Annotated in this window: 21 protein-coding genes and 2 tRNA genes; 12 read left to right on the top strand and 11 right to left on the bottom strand. The window is 56.7% G+C overall.

Annotated features, from left to right (window positions below; all coding sequences use genetic code 11):
* Positions 1-220 precede the first annotated feature (220 nt).
* From A4E19_19535 to A4E19_19515, 5 genes are all read right to left on the bottom strand, one after another.
* Positions 221-652 (bottom strand): hypothetical protein, encoded by a 432-nt coding sequence (locus tag A4E19_19535; GenBank protein ID OQW32229.1) that lies wholly within the window; start codon positions 650-652, stop codon positions 221-223.
* 195 nt (positions 653-847) lie between these two features.
* Positions 848-1,489, bottom strand: coding sequence for a hypothetical protein (locus A4E19_19530; protein OQW32228.1), 642 nt, complete (start codon positions 1,487-1,489; stop codon positions 848-850).
* A 195-nt stretch (positions 1,490-1,684) separates the two neighbouring features.
* Positions 1,685-3,244, bottom strand: a complete 1,560-nt coding sequence (locus A4E19_19525) for an AAA family ATPase (GenBank protein ID OQW32227.1) — start codon at positions 3,242-3,244, stop codon at positions 1,685-1,687.
* A 101-nt stretch (positions 3,245-3,345) separates the two neighbouring features.
* Positions 3,346-4,887 carry a hypothetical protein gene (locus A4E19_19520; protein ID OQW32226.1) on the bottom strand — a complete coding sequence of 514 codons (1,542 nt, stop codon included), beginning with the start codon at positions 4,885-4,887 and terminating at the stop codon, positions 3,346-3,348.
* Between the two features lie 84 nt (positions 4,888-4,971).
* Positions 4,972-6,531, bottom strand: a complete 1,560-nt coding sequence (locus A4E19_19515) for a hypothetical protein (GenBank protein ID OQW32225.1) — start codon at positions 6,529-6,531, stop codon at positions 4,972-4,974.
* Between the two features lie 546 nt (positions 6,532-7,077).
* On the opposite strand from A4E19_19515, the gene A4E19_19510 reads away from it, so the two are divergent.
* The gene (locus A4E19_19510; GenBank protein ID OQW32224.1) at positions 7,078-8,811 is read left to right on the top strand and encodes a hypothetical protein; all 1,734 of its coding nucleotides are present in this window, start codon (positions 7,078-7,080) and stop codon (positions 8,809-8,811) included.
* A gap of 26 nt (positions 8,812-8,837) precedes the next feature.
* Here A4E19_19510 and A4E19_19505 read toward each other — a convergent pair whose 3' ends face one another.
* On the bottom strand, positions 8,838-9,536 hold the full coding sequence (locus A4E19_19505) for a hypothetical protein (protein ID OQW32223.1): 699 nt from the start codon (positions 9,534-9,536) through the stop codon (positions 8,838-8,840).
* Positions 9,537-9,959: 423 nt separating this feature from the next.
* Between A4E19_19505 and A4E19_19500 the strand changes: the two genes are divergently transcribed.
* Both A4E19_19500 and A4E19_19495 read left to right on the top strand, forming a co-directional pair.
* Positions 9,960-10,601, top strand: a complete 642-nt coding sequence (locus tag A4E19_19500; GenBank protein OQW32222.1) for an MBL fold metallo-hydrolase — start codon at positions 9,960-9,962, stop codon at positions 10,599-10,601.
* 17 nt (positions 10,602-10,618) lie between these two features.
* Positions 10,619-11,125 carry a hypothetical protein gene (locus A4E19_19495; protein OQW32221.1) on the top strand — a complete coding sequence of 169 codons (507 nt, stop codon included), beginning with the start codon at positions 10,619-10,621 and terminating at the stop codon, positions 11,123-11,125.
* A gap of 6 nt (positions 11,126-11,131) precedes the next feature.
* Here A4E19_19495 and A4E19_19490 read toward each other — a convergent pair whose 3' ends face one another.
* The 5 genes from A4E19_19490 to A4E19_19470 form a co-directional block, all read right to left on the bottom strand.
* Positions 11,132-11,440, bottom strand: a complete 309-nt coding sequence (locus tag A4E19_19490) for a hypothetical protein (protein OQW32220.1) — start codon at positions 11,438-11,440, stop codon at positions 11,132-11,134.
* A 306-nt stretch (positions 11,441-11,746) separates the two neighbouring features.
* Positions 11,747-12,217 carry a hypothetical protein gene (locus A4E19_19485; protein OQW32219.1) on the bottom strand — a complete coding sequence of 157 codons (471 nt, stop codon included), beginning with the start codon at positions 12,215-12,217 and terminating at the stop codon, positions 11,747-11,749.
* Positions 12,218-12,283: 66 nt separating this feature from the next.
* Positions 12,284-13,276: a tryptophan--tRNA ligase gene (locus A4E19_19480; GenBank protein OQW32218.1), complete on the bottom strand. Its 993-nt coding sequence runs from the start codon at positions 13,274-13,276 to the stop codon at positions 12,284-12,286.
* Positions 13,273-14,013: a hypothetical protein gene (locus A4E19_19475; GenBank protein OQW32217.1), complete on the bottom strand. Its 741-nt coding sequence runs from the start codon at positions 14,011-14,013 to the stop codon at positions 13,273-13,275. The genes A4E19_19480 and A4E19_19475 overlap by 4 nt, the downstream gene beginning before the upstream one ends.
* 6 nt (positions 14,014-14,019) lie before the next feature.
* The gene (locus A4E19_19470) at positions 14,020-15,936 is read right to left on the bottom strand and encodes a hypothetical protein (GenBank protein OQW32216.1); all 1,917 of its coding nucleotides are present in this window, start codon (positions 15,934-15,936) and stop codon (positions 14,020-14,022) included.
* Positions 15,937-16,122: 186 nt separating this feature from the next.
* On the opposite strand from A4E19_19470, the gene A4E19_19465 reads away from it, so the two are divergent.
* The 9 genes from A4E19_19465 to A4E19_19425 all read left to right on the top strand — a co-directional run bounded on the left by A4E19_19465 (position 16,123) and on the right by A4E19_19425 (position 23,404).
* Complete coding sequence (locus A4E19_19465; GenBank protein ID OQW32215.1) at positions 16,123-17,082, top strand: hypothetical protein; 960 nt, start codon at positions 16,123-16,125, stop codon at positions 17,080-17,082.
* A gap of 111 nt (positions 17,083-17,193) precedes the next feature.
* Positions 17,194-17,269 (top strand) — tRNA-Val (locus A4E19_19460).
* Between the two features lie 132 nt (positions 17,270-17,401).
* Positions 17,402-17,479: transfer RNA gene (locus tag A4E19_19455), tRNA-Asp, on the top strand.
* Positions 17,480-17,552: 73 nt separating this feature from the next.
* Positions 17,553-18,254 (top strand): hypothetical protein, encoded by a 702-nt coding sequence (locus tag A4E19_19450; GenBank protein ID OQW32214.1) that lies wholly within the window; start codon positions 17,553-17,555, stop codon positions 18,252-18,254.
* Complete coding sequence (locus tag A4E19_19445) at positions 18,251-18,697, top strand: protein TolR (GenBank protein OQW32213.1); 447 nt, start codon at positions 18,251-18,253, stop codon at positions 18,695-18,697. The genes A4E19_19450 and A4E19_19445 overlap by 4 nt, the downstream gene beginning before the upstream one ends.
* A 40-nt stretch (positions 18,698-18,737) precedes the next feature.
* Positions 18,738-19,844 carry a hypothetical protein gene (locus A4E19_19440; protein ID OQW32212.1) on the top strand — a complete coding sequence of 369 codons (1,107 nt, stop codon included), beginning with the start codon at positions 18,738-18,740 and terminating at the stop codon, positions 19,842-19,844.
* 4 nt (positions 19,845-19,848) lie between these two features.
* On the top strand, positions 19,849-21,189 hold the full coding sequence (locus tag A4E19_19435; protein ID OQW32211.1) for a hypothetical protein: 1,341 nt from the start codon (positions 19,849-19,851) through the stop codon (positions 21,187-21,189).
* A gap of 79 nt (positions 21,190-21,268) precedes the next feature.
* The gene (locus A4E19_19430) at positions 21,269-21,985 is read left to right on the top strand and encodes a hypothetical protein (GenBank protein OQW32210.1); all 717 of its coding nucleotides are present in this window, start codon (positions 21,269-21,271) and stop codon (positions 21,983-21,985) included.
* Positions 21,986-22,036: 51 nt separating this feature from the next.
* On the top strand, positions 22,037-23,404 hold the full coding sequence (locus A4E19_19425; GenBank protein ID OQW32209.1) for a hypothetical protein: 1,368 nt from the start codon (positions 22,037-22,039) through the stop codon (positions 23,402-23,404).
* Position 23,405: the final 1 nt, after the last annotated feature.

Here is a 23,405-nt window from a genome sequence, read left to right as displayed (position 1 = left end):
GGAGGCATCGATATCTCGCTCGTAGGGCTGATTCAGCCGGGCTTCGTCCCGCCACATCATACAAGGAATCGAGCCCGGGCGTCTTCGGACAACGTTCTTCGTGACGACCCCCGTTCTATCGAGCGATGGCGACCTGGCAGGGTTTCTTATCGAAGCGACAAAGCCGTCGGCCCGGAGGGGCCGACGGCTTTTCTTCGTCACAAGTCTGAACTGGAAGGCGCTACACCGAGGGCAACGTCAGCAGCTTTTTCATCTCGCAGTGGGCCAGCACGACGTCCGGGGCTCGCTGCAGGGCTTCATAATAGCTCCGCTCATACCCATCGCCCAGTTCTGAGGGACGAATGAGCGCTCGGATCTCGGTCAACAGCATCGCCACGTCGTCGACGGTCAATTGGTCGTGGCCATCGAGCATTTCGTCGATGCGGACGACCATGTTGGAAAGGGGATGCAGCCAGGTAAACCAGGGGTCGTTCATCACCAACTGTAAGAGTTGGCCCGTGGAATCCACTCGACCGTAAATCCGCTCGTACGTCAGCTGTTCAGCGACGATCAGGGCCTTGTGCAAGCCCAAGAGTCCGTGCCGGACATCCGTCAAGGTTCTTCTCAATGGATTGGTTTCTCGAACGTGCGTCTGTCTCGATGAGATAGCCATAGGGTAATTCTACCAGGTCAATAGGAAAATGGGGATTTGGGGGCCTTCATTAGTCAATCTCACGATATGCCCTTATCGGACACCTGGTGTTGGTTCTGTAGCGGCAACCGGTGTCATTGCGTTGGTAAGAATCACGCGCCATGGTCATCTCCCTGCATTGAATTGAATAGCTCGGTTCCGTACGGAAAGTCTGCGTCATTGTTCGGATACCCCTGAGGACAAGGAAAGGGAAGTCCGCTCCAGGTCCGAGGGTTCTGCCAAGGTTTCCTTTGTGGAAACGTGTTGTTGAGGATCGAGCAAGTTCCCATAGAAGGAAAATAGCTCACCGGTCAAACGGGCCGTGCGGCCAGGGTCGGTCGAAAGTTTCCGTCGTATGTAGTCGTTGAGCACCCGGCCTTGTGCCGTTTTATGGACATGAGGCTGGGTCAAGTTCATACGGTACCGCTCGACGGCATGGGCGACGCGACTGATGAAGATGACGGTACCATCCGGTTCCAGCCGCTCGACGACTCCCACGTGGGTCAGTGGATCGTTCAATTTGCCGTCGCCGTTGAAGTCCCACGTGTTGTCAAAAAATACGAGATCACCCGGACCGACGTTCGGTCCTTGATGAACGGTGCCGTGCCGACGCACGTAGTTGTGGATGAGCCGGACTCCGTTCCCCTTCGGGTCATGGAACGCCCCACGATATACATCGATGCCGTGTTCCAGGAAGATGGCGCGAGTCACTCCCGCACAATCGTAAGCGATACGTTTCCCCTGACTTGTAATAGTCCGCGCGCCGATCAGTTTTGCCGCCGACTCGACGATTGCCGATCGGCTGGGAAGAGATGTCATGAAGGAAGTCGACTGCTCAACGGTGACCGATGAAGGAGAAGGTCCCGGTAATACGGGGGAGTCGCGTAGCGCGGCCGTATCAGCCGCCGGTGACGGTGTAACGGGCACCCTGTTCAGTTTCTTGGCCGGCGTGGTGCAACCAGCGAAACTCGCCGTCACAAGAAGGGCCATGATTATGGGAAATGGCATCGGAGGTTACCGCACGTTCACAAATCGACCATCGGCTGTCTGTCGAAGTGCATCGATGTCTTCCCGCCGAGTGACGGAGAGCGGCACCGTCTGGGTCAATTCTTCGATGATCAGGTCGGTCGTGAGGGAAACTTTTTGGTGCAGCGCCCGGTAGAGGGCCGCCACCACCGCCTGTTCGATCTCCGCACCGCTGAAGCCGTCGCTCGCGCTGACGATCTTGCCGAGGTCGAACTGTTTGCTGTCTTGTTTCCGAAGGCCCAAGTGAATCTTCCAGATGGATTCCCGTTCGATATCGTCCGGCAAATCGACAAAAAAGATTTCGTCGAATCGTCCTTTGCGGAGGAGTTCGGGCGGCAACGACGACAGATCGTTGGCGGTGGCCACCACGAACACGTCCTGTTGTTTTTCCTGCAGCCAGGTGAGAAAGGCCCCAAAGAGTCTGCGGCTCAACCCCGCGTCCGCCTCGCCGCTTCCCCCGCCGGCGACCATCGCTTTCTCGATTTCATCGATCCAGAGGACGATGGGTGACAAGGACTCCGCCGTCTCGATCGCCTTGCGGAAATTCTTTTCCGATTCGCCGACGAACTTGTCGAAGAGCCGGCCGGCATCGAGCTTCAGGAGAGGGAGTCTCCATTCCCGAGCGATGGCCTTTGCGGCCAGTGACTTGCCGCAGCCCGGCACGCCCACCAACATGATGCCGCGAGGCGGGGCAAGATTGAGCGATTTGGCTTCGGCGGTAAATCCCACTTGGGCGCGTTCCAACCAGGACTTCAGATTGGTGAAGCCGCCCAACTCAAAGCGATTGTCCTCTAAGGGGTAGTACTCCAGGAGGCCGCCTTCCTTGAGCGCCTGCACTTTGCGCTTCAAAATCGTCTGTACGTCGTCGGGGGAGAGGGTGCCGCGTTCCACGAGACATTGAGCGATGACCTGACGGGCTTGATGGAGCGTCAAGCCCTGTAGCGCGCGAAGGATTGCGTCGCATGCCTGGACCGAGGGACCCTTTTGGGCCGATGGGGTCTCATTCATCGAAGCGAGCATGCTTTGCACAAGCGTCGTGGACCGGGGACGGGAGATCGTTCGAGGTCGCAACGATTGGAGTAATCCACGCAGCATCGACCGGAGCTCGTCCTGATCCGGTAGTTTCAGCTCAAGCCTTACGGCGAGTTTGTCGAGCTCCGGCGGAAGGGCGATCGGATGGCCGGTGAGGATGCAGGTGGCCCGGGATCGGCTGTAGATCGCAGCGACCTCCCGAAGTTGTCGGCACACTGCGGGATCTTGCAGATGGGGTCCAAGGTCCTTGAGCCAAAACACCGCCTCGACGGTCAACCCATGGAGATGCTGAAGGACTGCCAGGGGGGTCGCGGTCATTTTGCTCAGGGTTGATCCCTCGTCGGCGCGGGTGAGTCCCCTGGTGATAGACCACTCGAAGAGCGGCATGCGCTCCTGTGCCGTCACGGATTGCAGGAGCGCCAAAACCCGCTCCTCCTCCACCGTTTCGATCACGACGAGAGGATGGGATGAGCGGATCAGGGTGCGGAGATCATGCACGCTGGTCGACAGAGCCATCGGAGGGAAATGCTAGCACGAGGCTCGGACCCGGCCAAGAAAACCGATGATTGTGGCTGAGGACCTGCCAGCACCGTCACGTCCTCCTATGAGCCGTCCTGCTACTCCCATCGGAGAGTCGGATCAGGATTAGGACATAACGGGAGACGTCTGCAGACGACTCCCAAAATCCATACTTCGTCTTTGGCAAACGGCATCTGCACCTCCGGTGTCGGAGGTGGCGGCGGCGGTAGTGTGACGGATTCTACCGGCAATATATGGAAGTCTTTCCCGCGCATCCGTTGAAGGGCGACGCCTCGACGTGTGGCAGCGCCGGCTGGCAATGGATCCGGCTCGGCATCCATGGTCATTCTTGAAAATTGAGCCGATCTCGCCGGTTGCGTCTTCTCAAGCGTTCCCGTGGCCATGGAGGTAGTGCCAGGTTTCTTCAGCATCATGAGGGGAGGTGCTTGAACGGCGCTCTTGAGCATGACGGTATGGCCAGGCGAAGGCGCGGTCGGCGATGCAGCCAGCTTAAACGTCGCGAAAGAAAGTGCCGGAGAAGTCTTTAGAATGGTCATGGCTTGCTGATTTTTGGATGATTGCGGTTTGAGTGTAATCACAAGATTCCGTGCGAACACGACGGCTACGGCATAGGCAGGACAGTCGCCGGAAGCCGGGACTTGTCCATTTGAGAGGACTTTCCCGGCATCGTGGAATTTCCAGAACCGTGCCCTAAACACTTCGGGAGCGAACCAGGCGCGAGTGATCACGGCTGAGCTGATTTCGAGTGAGAGCGATTGAATGTCCAAATCCATTTGATCGGCGCCCAGCAGTTGTCGGATTTCGTGAGGCGCAGCGTGGGCGAGTCCTTCCACCTCGCTTTCGGTCAGCGTCAAGGTCGTCCACACAGGAGAGTCGAGAACGTTCGATGGAGCGAATCCGCAGGGGAAAAATTCTTGTGCCGATACGGCATCAGTAAGTTTATCCAAACTAGGTATGCATTGCTTGGTCCATTCGTCCCAGATGATAGCCGGGGAACTACCGACGAATTGTTCATAGGTGCGTCTGGCGCCATCGTATTCATGGCGGTGACCTTTACTGACCCAGTCATGCTCTAATTCGGCAACCTTGCTTCTCAGAATGGGTTCCTCGAGAGTCTTCCACCGCTCTTTCATGGCGGCGTCCGTCGTATAAGTGGCTTCGATTTCTTTGTTTTTATACGCTTCTTGTGCGGCAAACCAAGCGTCTCGATATTGCTTGTACGCGATGGCCGACAGGGAGTCGGCCCAAGAGCCGTCCGGTGCGACGGTGTAGAGAAACTGAAACGCTTTCTGATAGGCCGCTTCTTCGTCCGACGTGCGCACCCGTGTGGCCACAGCGAATTTGATCCCACTCGTTGTGCCGCGGAGCACTCCCTGATAGATGGTTGAAAGGGTGTCCGGACGCGTGAGATCCAGTGCGATGCCGCTTGGAATGGAATCCATGATACGTGAAAATTCGGCGAGCTTGAGCAGGCGCTCAGCCGTCCATGTGCCCGTCATGAAGGTCAAATCCTCTTTCTTGTAGGAGAGGCTTGAACTGGGGAAGGCGAGGTAGGTGTCCTCTCCTTGGAACATCAACTTGGCTTTTGTCATCAAGGCCAGTGAAACGATCGGATCCATGGGGCCCTCCAATTGGGCCCACCACGCGCTCGTGCGTGGTGGGCCGTCCATCTAAGGTTGCGCAAGTTGCTCGACGAGCGGCTCCTACACCCATTGAGTGATGGTTTGGAGCGGATCCGGACACTTCGGGAGGACATGGCACTTGAATCCGATGACTTGCATTCCCTCCACCTTCATCGTTTGCCCGTCCCAGTGATAATTCGATTTGCCCGCCGTCTTCCCCTTCTGGTAGCTGCCACCGATTGCGAATGGTCCGTATCCGACGAATCCCCCGCCGCCGATGCTGCTCTTGGTGAACTCATGCATGCCACTGGAATTGCTCATGCTGAGTTCCAGGTCTTTGACGCAGATCATGGCGGTCGGGTACGCCGGGATCATTCCCTTCGGCGGCTTTCCACCATCGCTGATCATCTGGCTTTTGGCTTCAGGATTGTTCTGATCGAAGCGCCAGGCCTTGCTGGAGAGAAACGCCGACTTGAGCCATGGACGAACGATCGGGACCTGAGTGATGGCGAAGGACAATCGGAAACTCGAGTTGTCGAATCCGCCTTGGTAGTGGCTCTTGCTGCCTCCCCCACTCCCGCCGATCGAAAAGAGCCCGATGCTGAAGCCTCCACCGGCCGACCACTTGCTGTGGGACGATGAGGAATAACGGGAGATATCCGTGGAGCCGAAGGAGAACTGAGTCCATCCTGAGGCTTTTACGAAGTTTCCCGGGACGACCGATGTGTAGTAAAAGTCCGATCCGGACGCCAACCCGGTCAGTTTGGCCTTCTCCAAGGCATCCCGGTATTCTGCTTTCAGCAAGGTCATGTCGCGTTGCATCACCTGGTCAATAAACGCGGCAATGGCTTCATAATCGTTCTTGTAGCCGTTCGTGACCCAATCGCTCATGGCGGCTTTGACCCGATTGCGCAGTGTGTTGGCGTTCACGGCCCAATAGTGGACCGCCTTTGGATTATCCCCTGCAAGAGCATCGATCCGACGGGCGTTATATTCCAAGGCTGCATCCTCGTATGCTTTAAGCTTCTCGTTGTACGCCACCACCAGGGGGCTGGACTCGATCACTTCGGTTTCGCTGTCGTCGATGAGATTCTTCTTGATTTTTTTGATGCTCAAGAGTGCTCGGAATTTCTCGATCTTTTTCTTCGTCTCCTCGGGAAGCTCCGTGTGCATCACCTGACTCATCCGAAGCGCGTACTCATACCGATCCGAAAGCGACCCCTCATTGTTCATGACGTTGAGTTTCGCAAACCGATCGTCGATGCCCGACACGTCGGGCACGAAATCCACGAGGCGCGAGAAATTCTCGGCCTGCATGTACAGCTTGCCGACATCTTGCGCGAGGAGTTTGTCCATGAGCTCTGGAGTCAAGGCGGGAGCAGTCGGAGCTGGTTGTCCTTCACCGCTAGGTTGAGTGGAACCACCCGGTGTAACGAGTTCCGACAGGGCGGATTGTTTCACCACTCCGGTCAGGCCCTGAGATAAAAACTCAAAATCGCCTGCTTCGAACGGGATGCCGGGAGTGCACCAGGTGAAAAAGTTGTCCTCGGACTTGGGGACCGTCTCGTCTCCATTGGTCAACACGTCGTACAGCTTCCCCATGATCGAATTTGCCAGTTGGCTCGGCAATACGTCTCCCATGATGATTCCTCCTTCGTATAGGTTGAGTGAGGCCAGATGATTCTGGCTCGAACAGTCGTGCGACGAGTACTCCGCAAACATCATGCCGAAATTGCACCGACTGTTGGGAAGTGAGTGGGAGGAAAGCCCGTTCCCTGGATTGCATCGACGACAGGAATAGGTAGGAATTCATGAAATGGATGTATAAGCAGGGCGATACGTAGGCTGATACGTGATGGCTCTCAATACATCGAGAGCAAATGAGTCTTGCTGCTGGGCAATGCACATAAGCTTGGCGAAGGAAATATACGTATCTCTTTCGATACAAGTTGTATCGGATTGGATGCGAGTGATCTGCTTGGCGCCTAGATGGAAAGGTCACGGGATATAGTGGGGTGCAGGATTTTGAGCCATCCATCACATGCTGACTGAGTACTGTGTCGCTGGGAAGGTTTGAAATGGGAATGAGTTTTGCCTGTGATCGGTGATTAACGCCGACTCTCATGACGGTGAGGGTTCGAGCGGAATGTTCACGATGGATGACCGGAAAATAAAAAGGAGCGGGCCATGAGGAAAACACTCGGTACATGGGAAGCAACCCTCTGTGGGTTGTTCGTCGTCATGAGTCTTTCTGCAACGCACAACGTCTGGGCTCAGTTATCCGGTTCAGACAAACTGGTTCCAGTGGCATGGAACAACGGCAAGATATACTTCTTCCACGGAGGAGCGTATGCCCGATACGACATCGCCCACGATAGAGCCGACAGTGACGATGGAAGCGGCAATTCGTATCCTCGTTCTATTCGAGAGAGCTGGCCTGGACTCTTCGCGGAGACGATCGATGCCGCGGTGTTCTGGCCTGCACCCCCTCCGGGAGGAGCGGAGATCAAGACCGTCGCCTATTTTTTTAAGGGCAACCAGTTCATGCGATACGACGTGGCAGCGGATCGCGCTGATGCGGCGGATGGCGCGGGAAGGCCGTATCCTCAACCGATCTCGATGAAATGGCCCGGAATCTGGACGGACCGGATCGATGCGGTACTTGTATGGCCTGTGCCGCGGAATGGGCGGACGGTCGCCTATTTTTTCAGAAACAATGAATACATTCGGTTTGACATCAAACATCATCGGGCCGACCCCGGCTATCCGAAGCCGATTGCAGGCAACTGGCCGAATTTCAAGTTCGTGGATGGAATCGACGGGGCCATAGCGTGGCCGACCAAGGTCGACGGCAAGTCGGTCGTCTATTTCTTTAAAGGTGATCAGTATATGCGGTATGACGTCGATGCGGATCGTGCCGACGATCATAATGAAGGGGGACTCAGCTATCCTGCGTCGGTTGCAGAGAATTGGTCGGGGCTACTCACGGCGAATTCAACGGGGCCCATTGACGCCTTAGCCGCCTATGCAAAACAGTGCGACGACGCCATCGGCGCCACGGTCCCCGATTTCGACGTCGATAGTCCTTTGGGCACAACGGTTCCCACCGACCATCTGATTCCGGCTAACGCGATCTACCCGGATGGTGCCTGTGATCGTCCGAACGTGCTCAACGGAGTCTGTGATCGCGGCAGCCGCTTTCGAGTTCTCGTGAATACGGATCATGCGTATGTGGTCGCGCACGCGAGAAAAATGGGGCTGTCGCAAGGGCAGTACGGCGATGTCGCCATCATCCAGCACAATAAGGCGAATGGTGCGACCTGCTTTTACCAAGGGGCGCTGGCGGACTTCAATTTGAACCATAGCGGCAAGGTCAGGGCGCCCTCCAAGGGCGTAGGCAACCCCGCCTTCTGGATGACGCCGTCACAAATTGCCGGCAGCAAATTTCCATGTGTCAGTTGCCATGACAACGGACCGATCATCCGATCTCCATATCTCGCACAGATCACCGGCCCTAATCAGCTGCCCGGGTCGGGCGATGTCACATTTAACGGCGATGGTCAGCCGTATTCGTTTGTCGGCGCTGATTTCGCTTCATGGAAGGCGTACAAGGTCGAGGTGCCTGACAACCAATGCAACGGCTGCCATCGGATGGGTGTCAACAACCTGAGCAACACCGGCAACGTTCCGAACCATGGCACCGCGATTGATTTGGGCATCAAGGCGACCGATGTTTCGCAGAAGAGCAAGAACCCACACTCAACAGACTCGCCGATTTGGATGTTGCCGGGGCAGACGACGTTTCAGCAATCGACCGCCGATGCCGCACGAGCGATCAAGGACTGTGCTGATCAGTTTCGTCCAGGTGCGCCGTTACCGAATTCGGCCGGTTGCAAGATCACCCAGTTCACGAGACCGTAGGCGCGAGCTCGTGCACGAGGGGCAGATTACGTCTTGGCGGGGTTTTCGAGGGCCTTGGTGATTTCATTGATCAGGCGGTGCTCGATTTCGCTCGTTTCTTCGTGGCTGACGCTCAAGATGCGGCCCCCCTGGGCGACTCGTTCGAATTCGGCTTTCACCCCGAGTTTCGTCAGATTGTCGGGAAGGGCCTGAAGGGAAATGAGGTATTGATTTCGCGAGCCCGTCATTTCAAGCGAAGTAGGATTGGAGATCTTGCGCTCCGTCACATAGACGGCACGCTGATCCGTCTTGACGCTGACCTTGAGGTGATAACCGTTGCGGGCCAGTGCGTCCTCCACGATCTTGGCCACAGTCGGCATCGGGCGAGGCAGTGTATCGGACTGGGCGCCTTTTTCTTCGACTTTGAGCGATTCGGTCATTTGGGTGGCGATCATGCGTTTCGTCTCGGCCAGCTGCAGCTCCAGTTGCTCGATCTGGTGTTTGGCTTCCGCTTTCGTGGCATCCGTGGTGCTCTTTGCGTCCCGCAGTTCTTGATTGAGGAGATCGATTTGTTGCTGCATGACCTTATTGCCGTCCAGCAGGGAGCTGAGGAGGGATTCTTGCTTGGTGACTTGTTTTTTGAGTGATTCATTCTCGGCACGAACCGGATTGTCGTCCGGGATACAGCCGGCGGTCATCACCAACAACAGAGCCCAGATGCCGAGTCCCCATGGATCACCGATCATTTCATTGCGCACGCGATAGTCCTCCCGGTAGAGTTACGTGGGATTATCTACAGTTCAGCTCAACTTGTCCATGTGGTATTCGGCCGTATCTTGTTGCCCTGTTCAGTTGAGAACTAGGGCCGGTACGGTCCGTCGTAAAGGCGGACTCCTCCTCTCCAAGACCTGAGAAGGCGTGCCGAAATGGATTGTTCCAGCCAGGGCCCGGTCTGAATCGAAAGAATTGCCGGTGCTCCCGTATGGGTGGGGAGGATTCGGCAGAGCGGATCGGCGTGGGACTCGGTATACGTATAATGGCTCATCGACAACGACATGAAAAGACGGAGTTTGCCGGACGGAGATTGCCTGGATCGTTCACGGTAGCGCAGAGGGAGGAGGACCGTCCCCGGCTTGCGCTTTCAGCTCGCTGGGCGGTAGCATGCCTCTATTGTGACGGCCTTGATCCGGAAGACCTTCTCGGTTCCACCCCTCGGCTGTAACTGCTCGATCATCGGGGATCCGGCTACGAAACAGGCGGTCGTGATCGATCCCGGCGGCGCACCGGAGCGGATACTCCATGAAGTGCGCCAACTGGGCTTCACGGTCAGCCACATCCTGCATACGCATGCCCATCTCGACCATTTTCTCGCGTCCAGCGAGATCAAAAAGGCGACCGGAGCGGCGATTTGCCTGCATCAGGACGATTTCCAACTCTGGGACAACCTCGAGTTGCAATGCCGGGTCTTCGGGGTCTCCTATGTGCCGGCCCTGCCGCCGGACTATTGGCTGGCGGATGAGGAAAAGTTGATGATCGGGCAGGTGCCGGTCGTGGCGCTTCATACGCCCGGCCACACGCCTGGGTCGATGAGTTTTCATGTGCCGAACGATCAACTTCTGTTGGCCGGAGACACGCTCTTCCGAGGGAGTATCGGTCGGACCGACTTATGGGGAGGGAACTTCGAAGCCATCGAGGAATCGATTCGCGAGCGGCTCTATACCCTGGATGAGGCTACTACGGTTGTCACCGGTCATGGGCCTGACACCGCCATCGGTATAGAAAAAGAATCGAATCAGTTTATCCGTGTGTGACCGCATGGGGAGGGACCATGGCTCCATACAAGCTGGTAGTGCTCGTTGCGCTGCTCGGGTTTGTGCCGGTTCAATTCATTGCCCCGGCCGAAGGGTTCCCTCGGTCCAACTCTGATTCCGTGAAAATCGCCGAGGTGAAGGTCCGTATGTCGGACCATGGTCCCGTTGTATTACTGCAAGCTGAAGGCAAAACCATCTCCATCTTCGTCGATCTCACGGTGGCCCTCTCAATACAGAGTGCCCTGAACGGGGAAAAGCTGCCTCGGCCGATGTCGCACGATCTGATGCACACGATCCTGGATGCCTATGGAGGGAAGGTGACGCAGACGGTCATTACGCTGAAGGGCGGCACATACCATGGAGCGTTGACCGTGGCATTTAAAGATCAGACGAAGGTGTTCGACAGCCGATCGTCGGACTCCATCGCGCTGGCCATGCATTTCAAGGCGCCGATTCTTGTGGGGCGCGATTTGCTGGAATCGGCCGGAAAAGTGCCGGAGAAAGAAAAGGGCACGGAATTATAAGGGAGCTCATTCCTTGATCATGCGCTCTCTGAGACGCTCGATCCGCTTTTCAGTGGATTGTTTGATGAAGCTCATGTTCTCGGCGAGATGTTGCTGGGCGTTGATCTTTCCTTCATCGCGCCGTTTTTGTTGATCGAGTCCGAACTGTGCGATGATCGGTCCGTCTTCCTTGTTGAGCTCTTTCCAGATCTCGGCACAGCGTGATTGCTTCACGGATGGATACTTGTCACAGGGCGGGCCGACGCCCGACCACGCAGAAGATGTGACGAATAGGCTGATCATTAGCGCCACCAGATGGTACCAGGTCTGAGTCATGTCTTGTTCCCATAGAAAGACGGTTTGCAGAGCACGACACCATAACATAAGTAGCGATATCGCGCAGACCCCTCGGACCTATGGGAAGGATGCCGAGATCTTTCTCAAACATTGAGGGGAAGATACAAGCGGTCGCAGCTGCTCGCTCAGTGGCTGAAGCTCCTCCTCGAACGAGCGGTGGTAGGGTCTTGAAAAGTTTCATGTCATGACCGTCTGCTCGATCACAGGAATGGCGCACTACATCTACTTGTGCGATCGCGGTTGAGTATCAGAAGTACACCGGAGGGAGCTGTAAATTCCTGTGCGCTAATTTGACGGAGCAGTGGCGTCAGCTGATGTCTGTTTTAATGTTACGTAGATCTTATCGTCGAAGGAGTAATAGCCGCCGTTGTCTTTATCGGTTGAGATGCAGGCTGGTGCAAAGATAACCGCGCAGCCGAAGATGTCGCCGACCACCCACCAGGACCAGGTTCGTGTGAGGGGCATGGTCTTTGGCTCATACCCCTCTTTGGTGATGACGGCCTGGTGGTCTTCTTTTCGGTTGAGAGAGACGGTCCCCGGCGCCAGCAACTGGACGCGGTCGTCGACCACGACCTGAGCATCGAGTGGTGTCGTGAAAATTGTGACGGACTGATGGTCGCCATGCCACCAAGTGCCGCAGCCAGCCAGCGACACCAGTCCAAAAAGAAGCGCCATACGCTCTAGCCGTAACCGAACCATTCCATGCGCCATAACGATCTCCCTCGCCGATAGGTCTCCTGCGAGGCATTCTTCCATTGAGCGGCTGGTTCTTCTAGCGGATTCGCAAATCCTGCAGAGGAGGACGGAAGAGGAGGAGTCGGGTTAGATTTTCATGGCCTCGTTCACTTCGCGGAGCGTCGCACCGGCGACCGTAGCCGCTCGTTTGCTGCCGAACTCCACGATCTCGTCGACGCGGGACGGCTCTTGCGTGAGCTTGGCGCGCTTGTCCCAGATCGGTGCCAACTGCTCCACCATACGATCCGCGACGAGCTTCTTGCAGTCGATACAGCCGATCGCGGCGGTCCGGCAGTCGGTATTGACCTGATCCTGAATCGCCGGAGAAGAATAGATCTTATGGAATTCGTAGACGGGACAGAGGTCCGGATTGCCGGGATCGGTGCGCCTCACACGCGCCGGATCAGTCACCATGGTCTTGAGTTTCTGGCGGACGACCGGCTCGGTGTCCGAGAGGTTGATCGTATTGTTGTAACTTTTGCTCATTTTCCGGCCGTCGGTTCCGACCACCTTGGGAAATTTGGTCAGGTGTTCCTTGGGTTCCGGAAATACGGTGGTTCTATAGATGTCGTTGAATCGCCGGGCGAGTTCTCTCGTCAGTTCCAGATGGGGCAATTGATCTTTTCCCACCGGCACAAAATCCGGCTTGTACAACAGAATGTCGGCGGCCTGCAGAACCGGGTACCCCAGAAACCCATAGGTGGTGAGATCTTTCTCTTTGATCTCTTCTTGTTTTTCCTTGTACGTCGGGTTGCGTTCCAGCCATGAGACGGGTGTCATCATCGAGAGCAGGAGGTGTAGGATGGCGTGTTCGGGAATACGAGATTGGATGAAGATGGTAGAACGTTCCGGGTCGATACCGCCGGCGAGCCAATCAATCAGCATCTCGCGTACGAACGTCCGAATGCGGCTGGTATCGGCGTAATTCGTCGACAAGGCGTGCCAATCGGCGACGAAGAAAAAGCAATCATACTGTTCCTGCAAGACCTTCCAATTTTCCAAGGCGCCGAGATAGTTGCCGAGATGCATGAGACCGCTAGGCTGCATGCCGCTGAGTACGCGCCTGCGTGATGGAATCATTCTGAGACTCCAGGACGAAGGCTGAGCGCCGTGGACAGGATTGTGCCGGACAGACCCCTGGCAAAGGTTCCGGTAATCATGTGGATAACCCCCAGTTCTTTATCGAACACGATGAGACCCACCAAGATGAACATGCCATAGGGCTCCAGTCGTGCCAACGCCATGGCCGGTTTGGGCGGCAGGATTGCCGTCAGGATCCGGCCGCCGTCAAGCGGTGGGATCGGAAGCAGGTTGAACAAAGCGAGAAACACATTGATCATCACGGAATACAGCGCCATCACGGCGATCGGACGTAAAAACATGGTTGCAAAGAGGCCTGATGAAGCGTCTGCGTCGGCGGCCTGACGGAGCGTCAAGGTCGGTTCGATCGTGAGGAGCGTCGCCAAGAGCAAGGCGCTCATGACGGCGAGCAGCAGATTCATCCCCGGGCCGGCCGCAGCCGTCAGCGCCATGTCTCGCCGAGGCTGATGCATGTTCCGAGGGTCGATCGGAACCGGCTTGGCCCAGCCCAACAGAAAGCTTCCGGGCAGCATCAAACAGATCAGCGGGAGTATGACGGTGCCGAATGGATCGATATGGGCGAGTGGATTGAGGGTGAGCCGTCCTTCGCGTTTTGCGGTCGAATCGCCGCATTTTTCCGCCATCCAACCATGGGCATATTCATGAAGCACCATTGCGAACAACAGCGGAAGCCCCATGTAGGAGATGGTGTGCAGAATCTGTGAAAGGGAGTTCATGCGCGATCAGTCCAACTGCACAAACTTACCCTGTTTCACCTGCAGAAGAAAGAGTGGCCGGTGCAGGGTGCCGTCAGGGCCGAAAGCGCCCGGTCCGGCCAGCGTCGGCAAGTTGCGCTGTGTCATGAGGAATTCGTGGAGCGCCTCGCCGGATGTCGCTCCGTGACGGACCCCTTCAAGGACGACTCGGGCTGCGTCATAGCCCTGCATGGTGAAGAGCGATGGGGTCGATTGAAAACGCTTGTGGTATCGCTGCACGAATTCCTGCACGGCGGGATGCGGGCTGTCGGCGAAGAAACCGTCGACGAACGTCGCGCCGTCGACGGTTCGATCGGCGGTGCGGGCGAAGTCCTGTGAGTTCCAGCCGTTGGTGCCCAGCAACGGAACTTTGACGTCATGATACGCGAGCTGCGCGGCGAGAAGGCCGATCTCGTGCGAACGACTGGGAATGAAGATCGCGTCAAACCCCGGAGTATAGAGCACGCGCTTTTCGTTTCGGCCGAGCGGTTTGCCGGAGGAGCGTGGTATGTCAACCGGAACCGCCAGCCCATACTTCTTCAAGTCTTCGGCCTTGAGCCGTTGGATCTGCGGCCCAAAATCGGTTTCCCCTTCCTTGAACGATTCGGTGGCAATGATTTCACCCTCCAGTCGACGCACCTCCTGCGCGAAGAGCCGAGCCAGTTCCCGACCATAGACGGTGTCCGGATGGAGAATGCAAAATCGCCGATAGCCCTGTTCTTTCGCCGCGTAGGCCGCGATGCGCTCGGCCTGCATGGCATAAGTCAGCGATGTACTGAAGAGATAGGTGCCCAACCGGCGAACGTTGGGAAGTGTTGCCGCGGGTGTGATGAGCGGGACTCTTGTCTTTTGGGCCATTTCGGCCATGGCCGGCAGGTTCTTTGATAACATGGGACCGATGACGACGAGCGGTCGGTCATCACGGAGTAGCGTCGAAAGATCATCTAAGAAACTCGGTCGGTCGGCATCTTGATCCTTCACGATCAGCCCTACAGAAGGCGTGCCGGGCTGCTCGCGCGCGCGCTCCACCGCCAATTGAATTCCTTCCAAGACGTCGTTGGCGAAGGCGGACAAGTGCCCCGACAACGGAAGGACGGCGGCGATAAAATATTGGTTGGCCTTCAACCTCGACTTGATGAGTTCCAGCGATTCGGTGGCCTTCGGGACGGAGGGATGAGCGGGAAACGCCGCGAGAAAATGCCGAGTTTCTCGTTCGGCCAAATGATCTTCGCCTCGTCCGACGTAGTAGTCGATCAGTCGAAGAGACGCGAGGTCGCCGGGATAGGAACGCGGATAGGCATCCCGTACTCGGGTCAATCCTTTTTTGTCCAGCTTTTCTGTGATGAATTGGCGAATCTGTTCCCGGGTCTCCGTCATCTGAGCGTCGGAGCTGCCGGCCATGCCCTCCAGCAGGATGTGGATGGCTCGGACATAGTCCTTCTTTTGAGCCAACGCTTCCGCGGTGAGCTGCTGGGCTTCGCGTTTGGTGGTGTCGTCGGTTGCCGTCGTCCGTACCTGGGTCAGCAAGGGTAAGGCCAGGTCGATGTTGCCCATCGCGACATGGGTGCGGGCCGACATGAGTTTGCCGCGGTCCACGAGGTCGGATTCGGGAAAATCGGTCTGAAGCTGGTTGAGATAGCGGAGCGCTTCTCCGTACTCTTTCGTGCCGTAGAGGGCCGCACCAAGCAGCAGATACGTATCATCGAGGTGTTCAGCCGGGGGCGTCGTGGTCAAGAATCGACGCAGGACCGTGGCTGCGGATTCCGGGTCGCCTTTCTCGATCAGGTGCTTGGCCTGGTTCAGAACCGGCGGATTGGGAGGAAGGACTTTTACGGGATCCGCCGCTTCCGCCCGGCTCGATTGAGTCGGCAGAAGACCGAGGACGATCATCAGTGCAAGCGCCATCGCGACCATCAAGGACGACCGTACGGAGCTGGAAGAAGAATGTTGCGAGTAGGGGAGCATTACATTCGATCGGCGGGTAGGCCGTACGCAGACTAGTATCGGAAAGAGTGCGGCCTGTCAAGGAGAACCACGGTGACATCATTGTGCCGATGAAGAGAGTCGGCTATAGTGCGCCATCCCACGGCCATGGCTGAACCGAGATCACCATCGCTGGATCCACTTCTTGAACGGTATCTCAGCGAGTTGCGGATCGAAGGCGGGCTGTCGACCAATACGCTGGAATCGTACCGGCGCGATCTGCTCCGCCTGCAGCGCTACTTAGGCCGGCATCGACTCGCTATCAGCGACTCCGTTCCCTCCCACACGATACGGTCGTTTCTCGCGTCACTCAAGCAAGAAGCTCTCGCAACTTCGTCCATTGCCCGTCTCCTCTCGGCAATTCGAGGGTGGTATCGCTTTCTGGTTCGGGAAAACCACGTGGAGACCAATCCTCTCCGTGACCTGTCGACGGCACGTCGACCGGTTCGGCTCCCGAAGACGCTGACGGTACGGGAAGTGACGGCGTTGCTGGAGTTGCCGATTCGCGATCGTGCCGAGGATCAACGTGACCGCGTGATGCTGGAACTGCTGTATGCGGCGGGGCTTCGTGTATCCGAGCTCGTGGGACTCAGCCTCGCGCAGATTGACCTGAACGTGGGTTGTGTCAGAGTCGTGGGAAAAGGGGCCAAGGAGCGAGTCGTCCCGATCGGACAGACGGCGGTCGCGATGCTGGTCGATTACGTGGCACAGGTGAGGCCGGTTCTTCTCAAAGGACGATCGTCCCGAGTCTTATTCATCACCCGGCGAGGACGAGGGCTCACGCGGCAGGCATTTTGGAAGCTCCTTCTACAGCGAGCACGCCGCGCCGGTATTGCCAAGCCGATCTCACCGCACATGCTCCGGCATTCGTTCGCCACCCATCTGCTGGAGGGGGGAGCCGACCTGCGAGTCGTTCAATCCATGTTGGGTCATGCGGATATTGCGACGACTCAAATCTATACACATGTGGAAGGCACCCGGCTAAAGCATATCCATCGCCGATATTTTCCAAGACAGCTGGGGCGACGACAGGCCCGCGCGGAACATTCGATGAAGCGTTTGCGATGAAGCGTTTGAAATAGGTCGAGATCACGATGTTGCGACACCGTACGAATGGACGCGAACCCGTTGACAAGGAAGTATGGACTTGATACCCTCCGCGGGGTTGCCAAGAAAAACGGGCGGATAGCTCAGTTGGAAGAGCGCTGCCCTTACAAGGCAGAGGTCACAGGTTCAATCCCTGTTCCGCCTACCATCCAGAAGCATGTGGTACGCAGAGACAGGAAGTGTGCTTGCCGTGCGGAGGATCTGTTCCTACACGCAGGAATTGATCGGCGACCAACGATTTCGTCTTGTCGTGCTGCTGTTCCGCCATCATTAGTTTTGCGGGGCCGTCGTTCAGCCTGGTTAGGACGCCAGATTGTCAATCTGGAGGTCGCGGGTTCAAATCCCGTCGGCCCCGCCATTTTCTTCAGAGTTTGGTACAATCCATTTTGCCAAGACGCCATGTGCGCTGAGGAGAGGGAGTAGAGACTCGTATGTTTCAAGCCGGCCCACTGGGAGTCATTCTGTCGCTCGGGATCGTGTCCAAGGTGGTCCTCTTGCTCCTGGTCTGCTTTTCGATCACCTCGTGGGCCATCATTTTCTACAAATTGGCTTCGTTTCGCACCGCGGATAAAAAGGATCGGCATTTTATGAACGTATTGCTGCGTGCCCGGGATGTGGAAGAAGTCGCGCGGCATGCGCAACTGACCTTGGGAAGTCCCTGCGCCAAGATTTTTCACACCGTTATCCAACGGATCGGCTACATCCCCACCGAAGTGAATGAAAACGGGTCCGTCGCATATGATCGGCATGTGATGGAGAAGACGGCGGCCCATCTTGCGCAAGGGCAAATTGCCAAACTGGAATCATTTCTCCCGTTCCTCGCGACGACCGGAAATATCTGTCCGTTCGTAGGCCTCTTGGGAACGGTCATGGGAATCATCGACTCGTTCCGAGAGATTGGCACCCAAGGCACGGCCAGCATTGCGGCGGTGGCTCCCGGTGTTTCCGAAGCGCTGATCGCGACCGCCGCCGGATTATTCGCGGCGATTCCTGCTGTCATCGCCTATAATTATTTTCTCGTCCGGATCAGACGCGCCGCGATGCACATGGATTCGGTCGTGGTAGAGCTTCTGGCCTTGGTTCCTACTCAAACCAAACCTGTCGCTCCGGTTCCCGTGGGAGCGAAGGCATGATCTTCGAGACGAGACAACGCCGATTTTTGGCGGAGATCAACGTCATCCCGCTCGTGGACGTCGTACTCGTGCTGCTGGTGATCTTTATGGTTACGGCGCCGATGCTCTATCGAGGCATGGATATCAAGTTGCCGACTTCGGCGTCGAATACGATCAAGCCGGAGATCCGAGCCGTGTTGACGATCGAAAAGGATCAACGCTTGTATCTCGACAAAGATCAGGTGAGCGTCGCTCAACTGGAACGGAAGCTACGTATGATGAAAGACGAGCATGCGGATGTCTCGTTGTATTTGCGCGCCGACCGTGACGTGCCATATGGAATTGTGGTTCAGGTGATGGACGGAGTCAAAAAAGCCGGAATCGAGAAACTCGGCATGGTGACCGATCCTACCACCGGACCCGAACGCATCAGCGAGGGAACGCCATCTCAACACAACCAGTAGGATGATAAGGTCCACGGTGCAGGCTTGGGCATCAGCCGACATGGGCTCGGATGATGAATGGCAGGCGACACTGGCTCGTCGCTTGGGCTTTGCCGTCATCGTTTCTCTCATCCTCCATGTCGGCATACTGGCGATGGTGGCCTGGGTGCGACTGCCGCGGCAGGGCGAACGGCCGCTGGCATCCATTGAAATTTCACTCGCAAATTTGTCGACTCTCCCGGAGAAGTCCGTTGAACCCCAAAAAAGTCAGCCGATCAAGAAAGAGATAGAACGACCCAAGCCGGTGCAGCCGACCAAGCCTATCGAGCCATCCAAAGCAATCGAGCCGCCCAAACCCGTTGCGTCTCCCAAGTCAGTTGAGCAAGCCAAACCCAGTGAATCGCCTAAATCTGCTCCTGCTGTGGCCGCTCCTGTGAAAGCGGCGCCTGTGTCCCTTCCTCCGGTGACGGCCGCGCCTCCTCCTACTCCCGTGGCTCCGGCAAAATCGTCGAATGATCTCATGCACGACATCATGAAGGATATTGAGTTGCCTCCGGATGCTCCAAAGCGAGGCGACATCAGCCCGGAGGACAAGCCACGAAAATCACCCGTGATGATGAAGCTTCCCGATGTGCCGGTTGTCGCGGACACCAAGGACGCCCCGCAAAAAAAGCTGATGGCTTCTGCTCAGTCTTCATCGTTGGCGGACGACGTGACGAGGGAATTGGACGAAGAGCTGAAGCGAATCAAAAAGCTTGAGGTGCCCAAAGCCGTGCCTCCTGTGGACGTCCCGTCAAAACCCGCCCCTCAGATTGAGGCGAAGGTACCGAGCGTCAAGGCGGTCGACACCACATTGAAGGTTCCCGGGATCGCTCCGGGATCCAATGCGTACCTTGCGCTCGTGCGGCAGCGAATCAGCAATGCGTGGAACGCTCCGCCACTGGATCTGACCGGCCAAGCCTATGTCGTTGTCGTTCAGTTCAGACTCCATAAGAACGGATCGGTCACCGGCGTCGCGATCGAGCAATCTTCAGGAAACGAGTACTATGATTTAGCTGGGAAACGAGCGGTGCTCAGCGCCAACCCATTACCTGTGTTTCCTTCAGAGATCACGGATCCGTATTTTGACGCCCATTTCACTTTTACCGTCGGAGAGCCGCAAGGATAAACCCATGACGTTTCGAGCCGTTGTGTTCGTCAGTGTCTGTGTATCAATCGGTGTCGCGTGGATCATCGAATCCGGTGCCGCCGACGTGTTTCTCGAGGCGACCAGACAGGATTTTCAAAAGATTCCACTCGGGATCGTCGGGATCGAAAATGTGGGTGGAGCGGAGTCACCCGAAGGACGTGTGAAACTAGGCACGCGCATCGAGGAGGTGCTCAAGGCGGACGTGCGGCGCTCATTGGTGTTTACGCTCGTCGATTTGCCGAGCATCGGAATCAAAGTCGGCTCACTCGGAACAGAGGCTGATCCCTCCTTCAAGCAAGCCGCGGAGAATGGGGTGTCGGTCATCGTGTGGGGGAAAGCGGGAATCAAGAGTGGAGGTAAGGACGCCGATCTCAACATGGATGGGTACGTGTATGATGCGGGCAGCAATGAAGTCGTGGGCGGGAAACGATATGTCGGCTCGACATCGGTCGCCCGCCTCATGGCTCATCGGTTTGCGGATGAGTTGGTGTTTCGTTATACGGGGGAGCCGGGAATCGCACGAACGAAGATCGCCTATGTCTCCGAGTTGGGTTCCGCTCGCGAATTGTTCGTGATGGACTATGATGGGTACGATCCTCGTCAGTTGACGGCCGACGGATTCTTGAACCTGATGCCTCGGTGGTCGCCGGATCGCCGGTTTTTGGTCTTCACCACCTATCGCAATCGAAACACCCAGGATATCGACATGATTGAGCTGGCCACGGGCAAGCGCTGGACGCTCGTTGCCCAAGGAGGATTGAATATCACTCCGACGCTCTCTCCAGACGGAAGTTCACTGGCCTACGCGTCGAGTCATGAAGGCAACTCCGAATTGTATCGTTTGGACACCAAGACGAAAGCCGTTCAACGACTGACCACGCATGCGGCCGGCGACTTGTCGCCCTCGTGGTCTCCATCGGGCCGGGAGCTCGCCTTTACATCCGATCGGAGCGGTGGACCTCAAATCTTCCTCATGAGTGCGGATGGCTCCAATGTGCGTCGATTGACCTTCGATGGAGACTACAATGCGGCGCCCGCTTGGTCTCCTCGAGGCAATTTGATCGCCTATGTGTGTCGGACTCCCAAAAAAGAATACAAGCTCTGCGTGATCACCCCCGATGGTCAGAAGCGTCTGCAGATCACGACAGGATTGGGAGTGGACGATTCTCCGTCCTGGTCCCCGGACGGACGGCATCTTGTCTTCAGCTCGACGGTGGAAGGCAAGAGTCAGATCTACATGATCAACGCGGACGGGAAAGATCTGGAGCGCATTACGTTCACCGGTACGCACAATAGCGCACCGTCCTGGTCCCCGGCACTGTAAATTTCCAGGAAGGCATTGACGGCAATCGTCCTAGGCTGTAAGAAAAAGGGATGACATTCTGAAGGAGGGAAGGAACCCAATGAAAAAGTTACCAGCCGGCTACTTGCCGTTGATTCTTGGTCTCATTGTACTGGGAATTCCAGCGTGCTCGAAGAAGGCGGTTCGATCCGGAGGCGATATCCAAGCGTTACAAGAAGAAATGGCTCGGGGAGGAGGGAGCGCCAAAGAAGGCACGAGCTCCAACTTTCCCGATACGTCGTTCTCCGGGCGTGACGAGTCAAGCGGCCTGCGAGGGTTGGATCGTAATCCTTCTGAAGAACGGCTCGGTGGGAATGCCGGCAATTCGGGTGGTCCCGGCGGTGCCGGCCACTCCAACGCGATGATTGCCAAGGCCGATTCCGGCGCGGCGTCCCGGCAGTTGGCGGAAATTCGTGCGGAACAGGTGGCGTCGGTGAGGGCCGGACTGCGGGATGTGTTTTTCGCCTACGACAGTTTTTCGATCACCGATGAAGGGAGGCACGCCCTGGCCGGCAATGCGGAATGGGCCAGATCGAACCCGAATTCACAGCTGAAAATCGAAGGACATTGTGACGAACGGGGCACGTCGGCCTATAATTTGGTGCTGGGTGAAAAGCGTGCGAAGGCCGTGCGGAATTATCTCGTCGAACTGGGAGTGTCTCCTGCCCACTTGTCGGTCGTCTCGTACGGGAAAGAGCGTCCTTTTTGCACGGAACATTCGGAATCCTGTTACTCACAGAATCGCCGTGGACATCTCGTCGTGAAGACGGGGAAATAACGCGCTTACCTGAACGGGCCCGATTATAGGCGATCGTTTGGATCTCAGAACATGATGTCTCAACTACGAACCAGCACGGGTGTGCTCTTGGGTATCGCCATGGGCGGGCTCCTGTTGCCGGGATGTGTCGCGCAGCAGTCTGATCTGAAAAAAGCTGAAAAGGATCTTCAGCAGCAGTTGTCCCAGACCAGAGCCAGGCAGAGCCAAGAAATTTCAACTTTACGCGAACATGAACTCCCGCAACTGCGAGGAGAATTGGAAAAGGCCCTGCACCAGGCCCGGGAACTCCAAAACAAACAGGAAGATTTCAAACATCGATCGGCCCAGTTGGAGCAGCAGACAAAGAGACTGGAGCAGTTGGCCGCCAAGCTCGAGACCGACAGCAGTACACGGTACCTGTGGATGCAGAAGAGCTTTGAGACGCAGGACGCAAAGGTGTCGGCCCGGCTCGACGAGCTGTCGAAGGCCATGGAGACGTTGAAGAAGGAGGTCATCGACGTGGTCCAACGCACGAACGAGGGGTTGGCCAAACGCGTCGATCTCAAGCTGGAGGCACACCAAAAGGAGTTGGCGGAACACCAGAATAAGATCGAACAGATCTCCCAGAAGTTCGCGCAATACAATCAAGCACTGACCGGGTTTCGGGAGGCGTTGACGGGGCTGCATGATCGGGTCGGTGAGCAGGAGCAGACCGCGAAGCATCTCTCCGCCAGGATTGACACTGATTCCAAAACCACCGCGACTCATGCCGAGGATGTCAACCGAAGCGTGGTGTCGATTACGAAGGCCCTCGAAGCGGTCGGAAAAAAAGTCACGGCTCGCCTGGACGAGCAGGACAGCCGAATCGAGACTCTGGCGAAAACTCTCGAACAGGTGTCCAATAGGTCTGCGACCCTGCAACAGGCTCACAAGCCGACGCAACACTCCGCGCCCGGGCCCAACGAGTCCATGTCGGATGGGGGAGCGGAAGGGCCTTCAACCATCGTTCCACCTCAAGACGCATTGAAATCGGAACCGGCTCAGGCGAGCCCTGATCCGCCTGATCGAATTCGCTACGAACGGGTATTAGGCTTGTTTCGGGACGGAGACTTGGAAGGTGCTCGGCAAGGATTCGCCGGATTTCTCGAGGAATATCCGAACTCCAACCTTGCACCGAACGCACGCTTTTGGCTGGGAGAATCGTACTTTGGGAAGAAAGAGTTTCAGCGAGCGATCGATGCGTATGATAAGGTGGAAATCGACTATCCCGGTAGCGAAAAGGTACCTGCGGCAATCTTAAAGAAGGGGTACGCGTATTTGGCGCTCAAAGATCGAAAACGAGCATCGTCTGCCTTTAAGCAGGTAGTCACACTCTATCCGAAAAGCCCCGAAGCGGGAAAGGCCTCGGACAAACTGGCTCAACTCAAGGAGGTGAGGTAAA

This window comes from Nitrospira sp. SG-bin1, assembly GCA_002083365.1.
Taxonomy (GTDB): domain Bacteria; phylum Nitrospirota; class Nitrospiria; order Nitrospirales; family Nitrospiraceae; genus Nitrospira_D.
The sequence above is the reverse complement of the archived record's forward strand: the minus strand, read 5'-3'. Positions and strand labels throughout refer to the sequence as shown.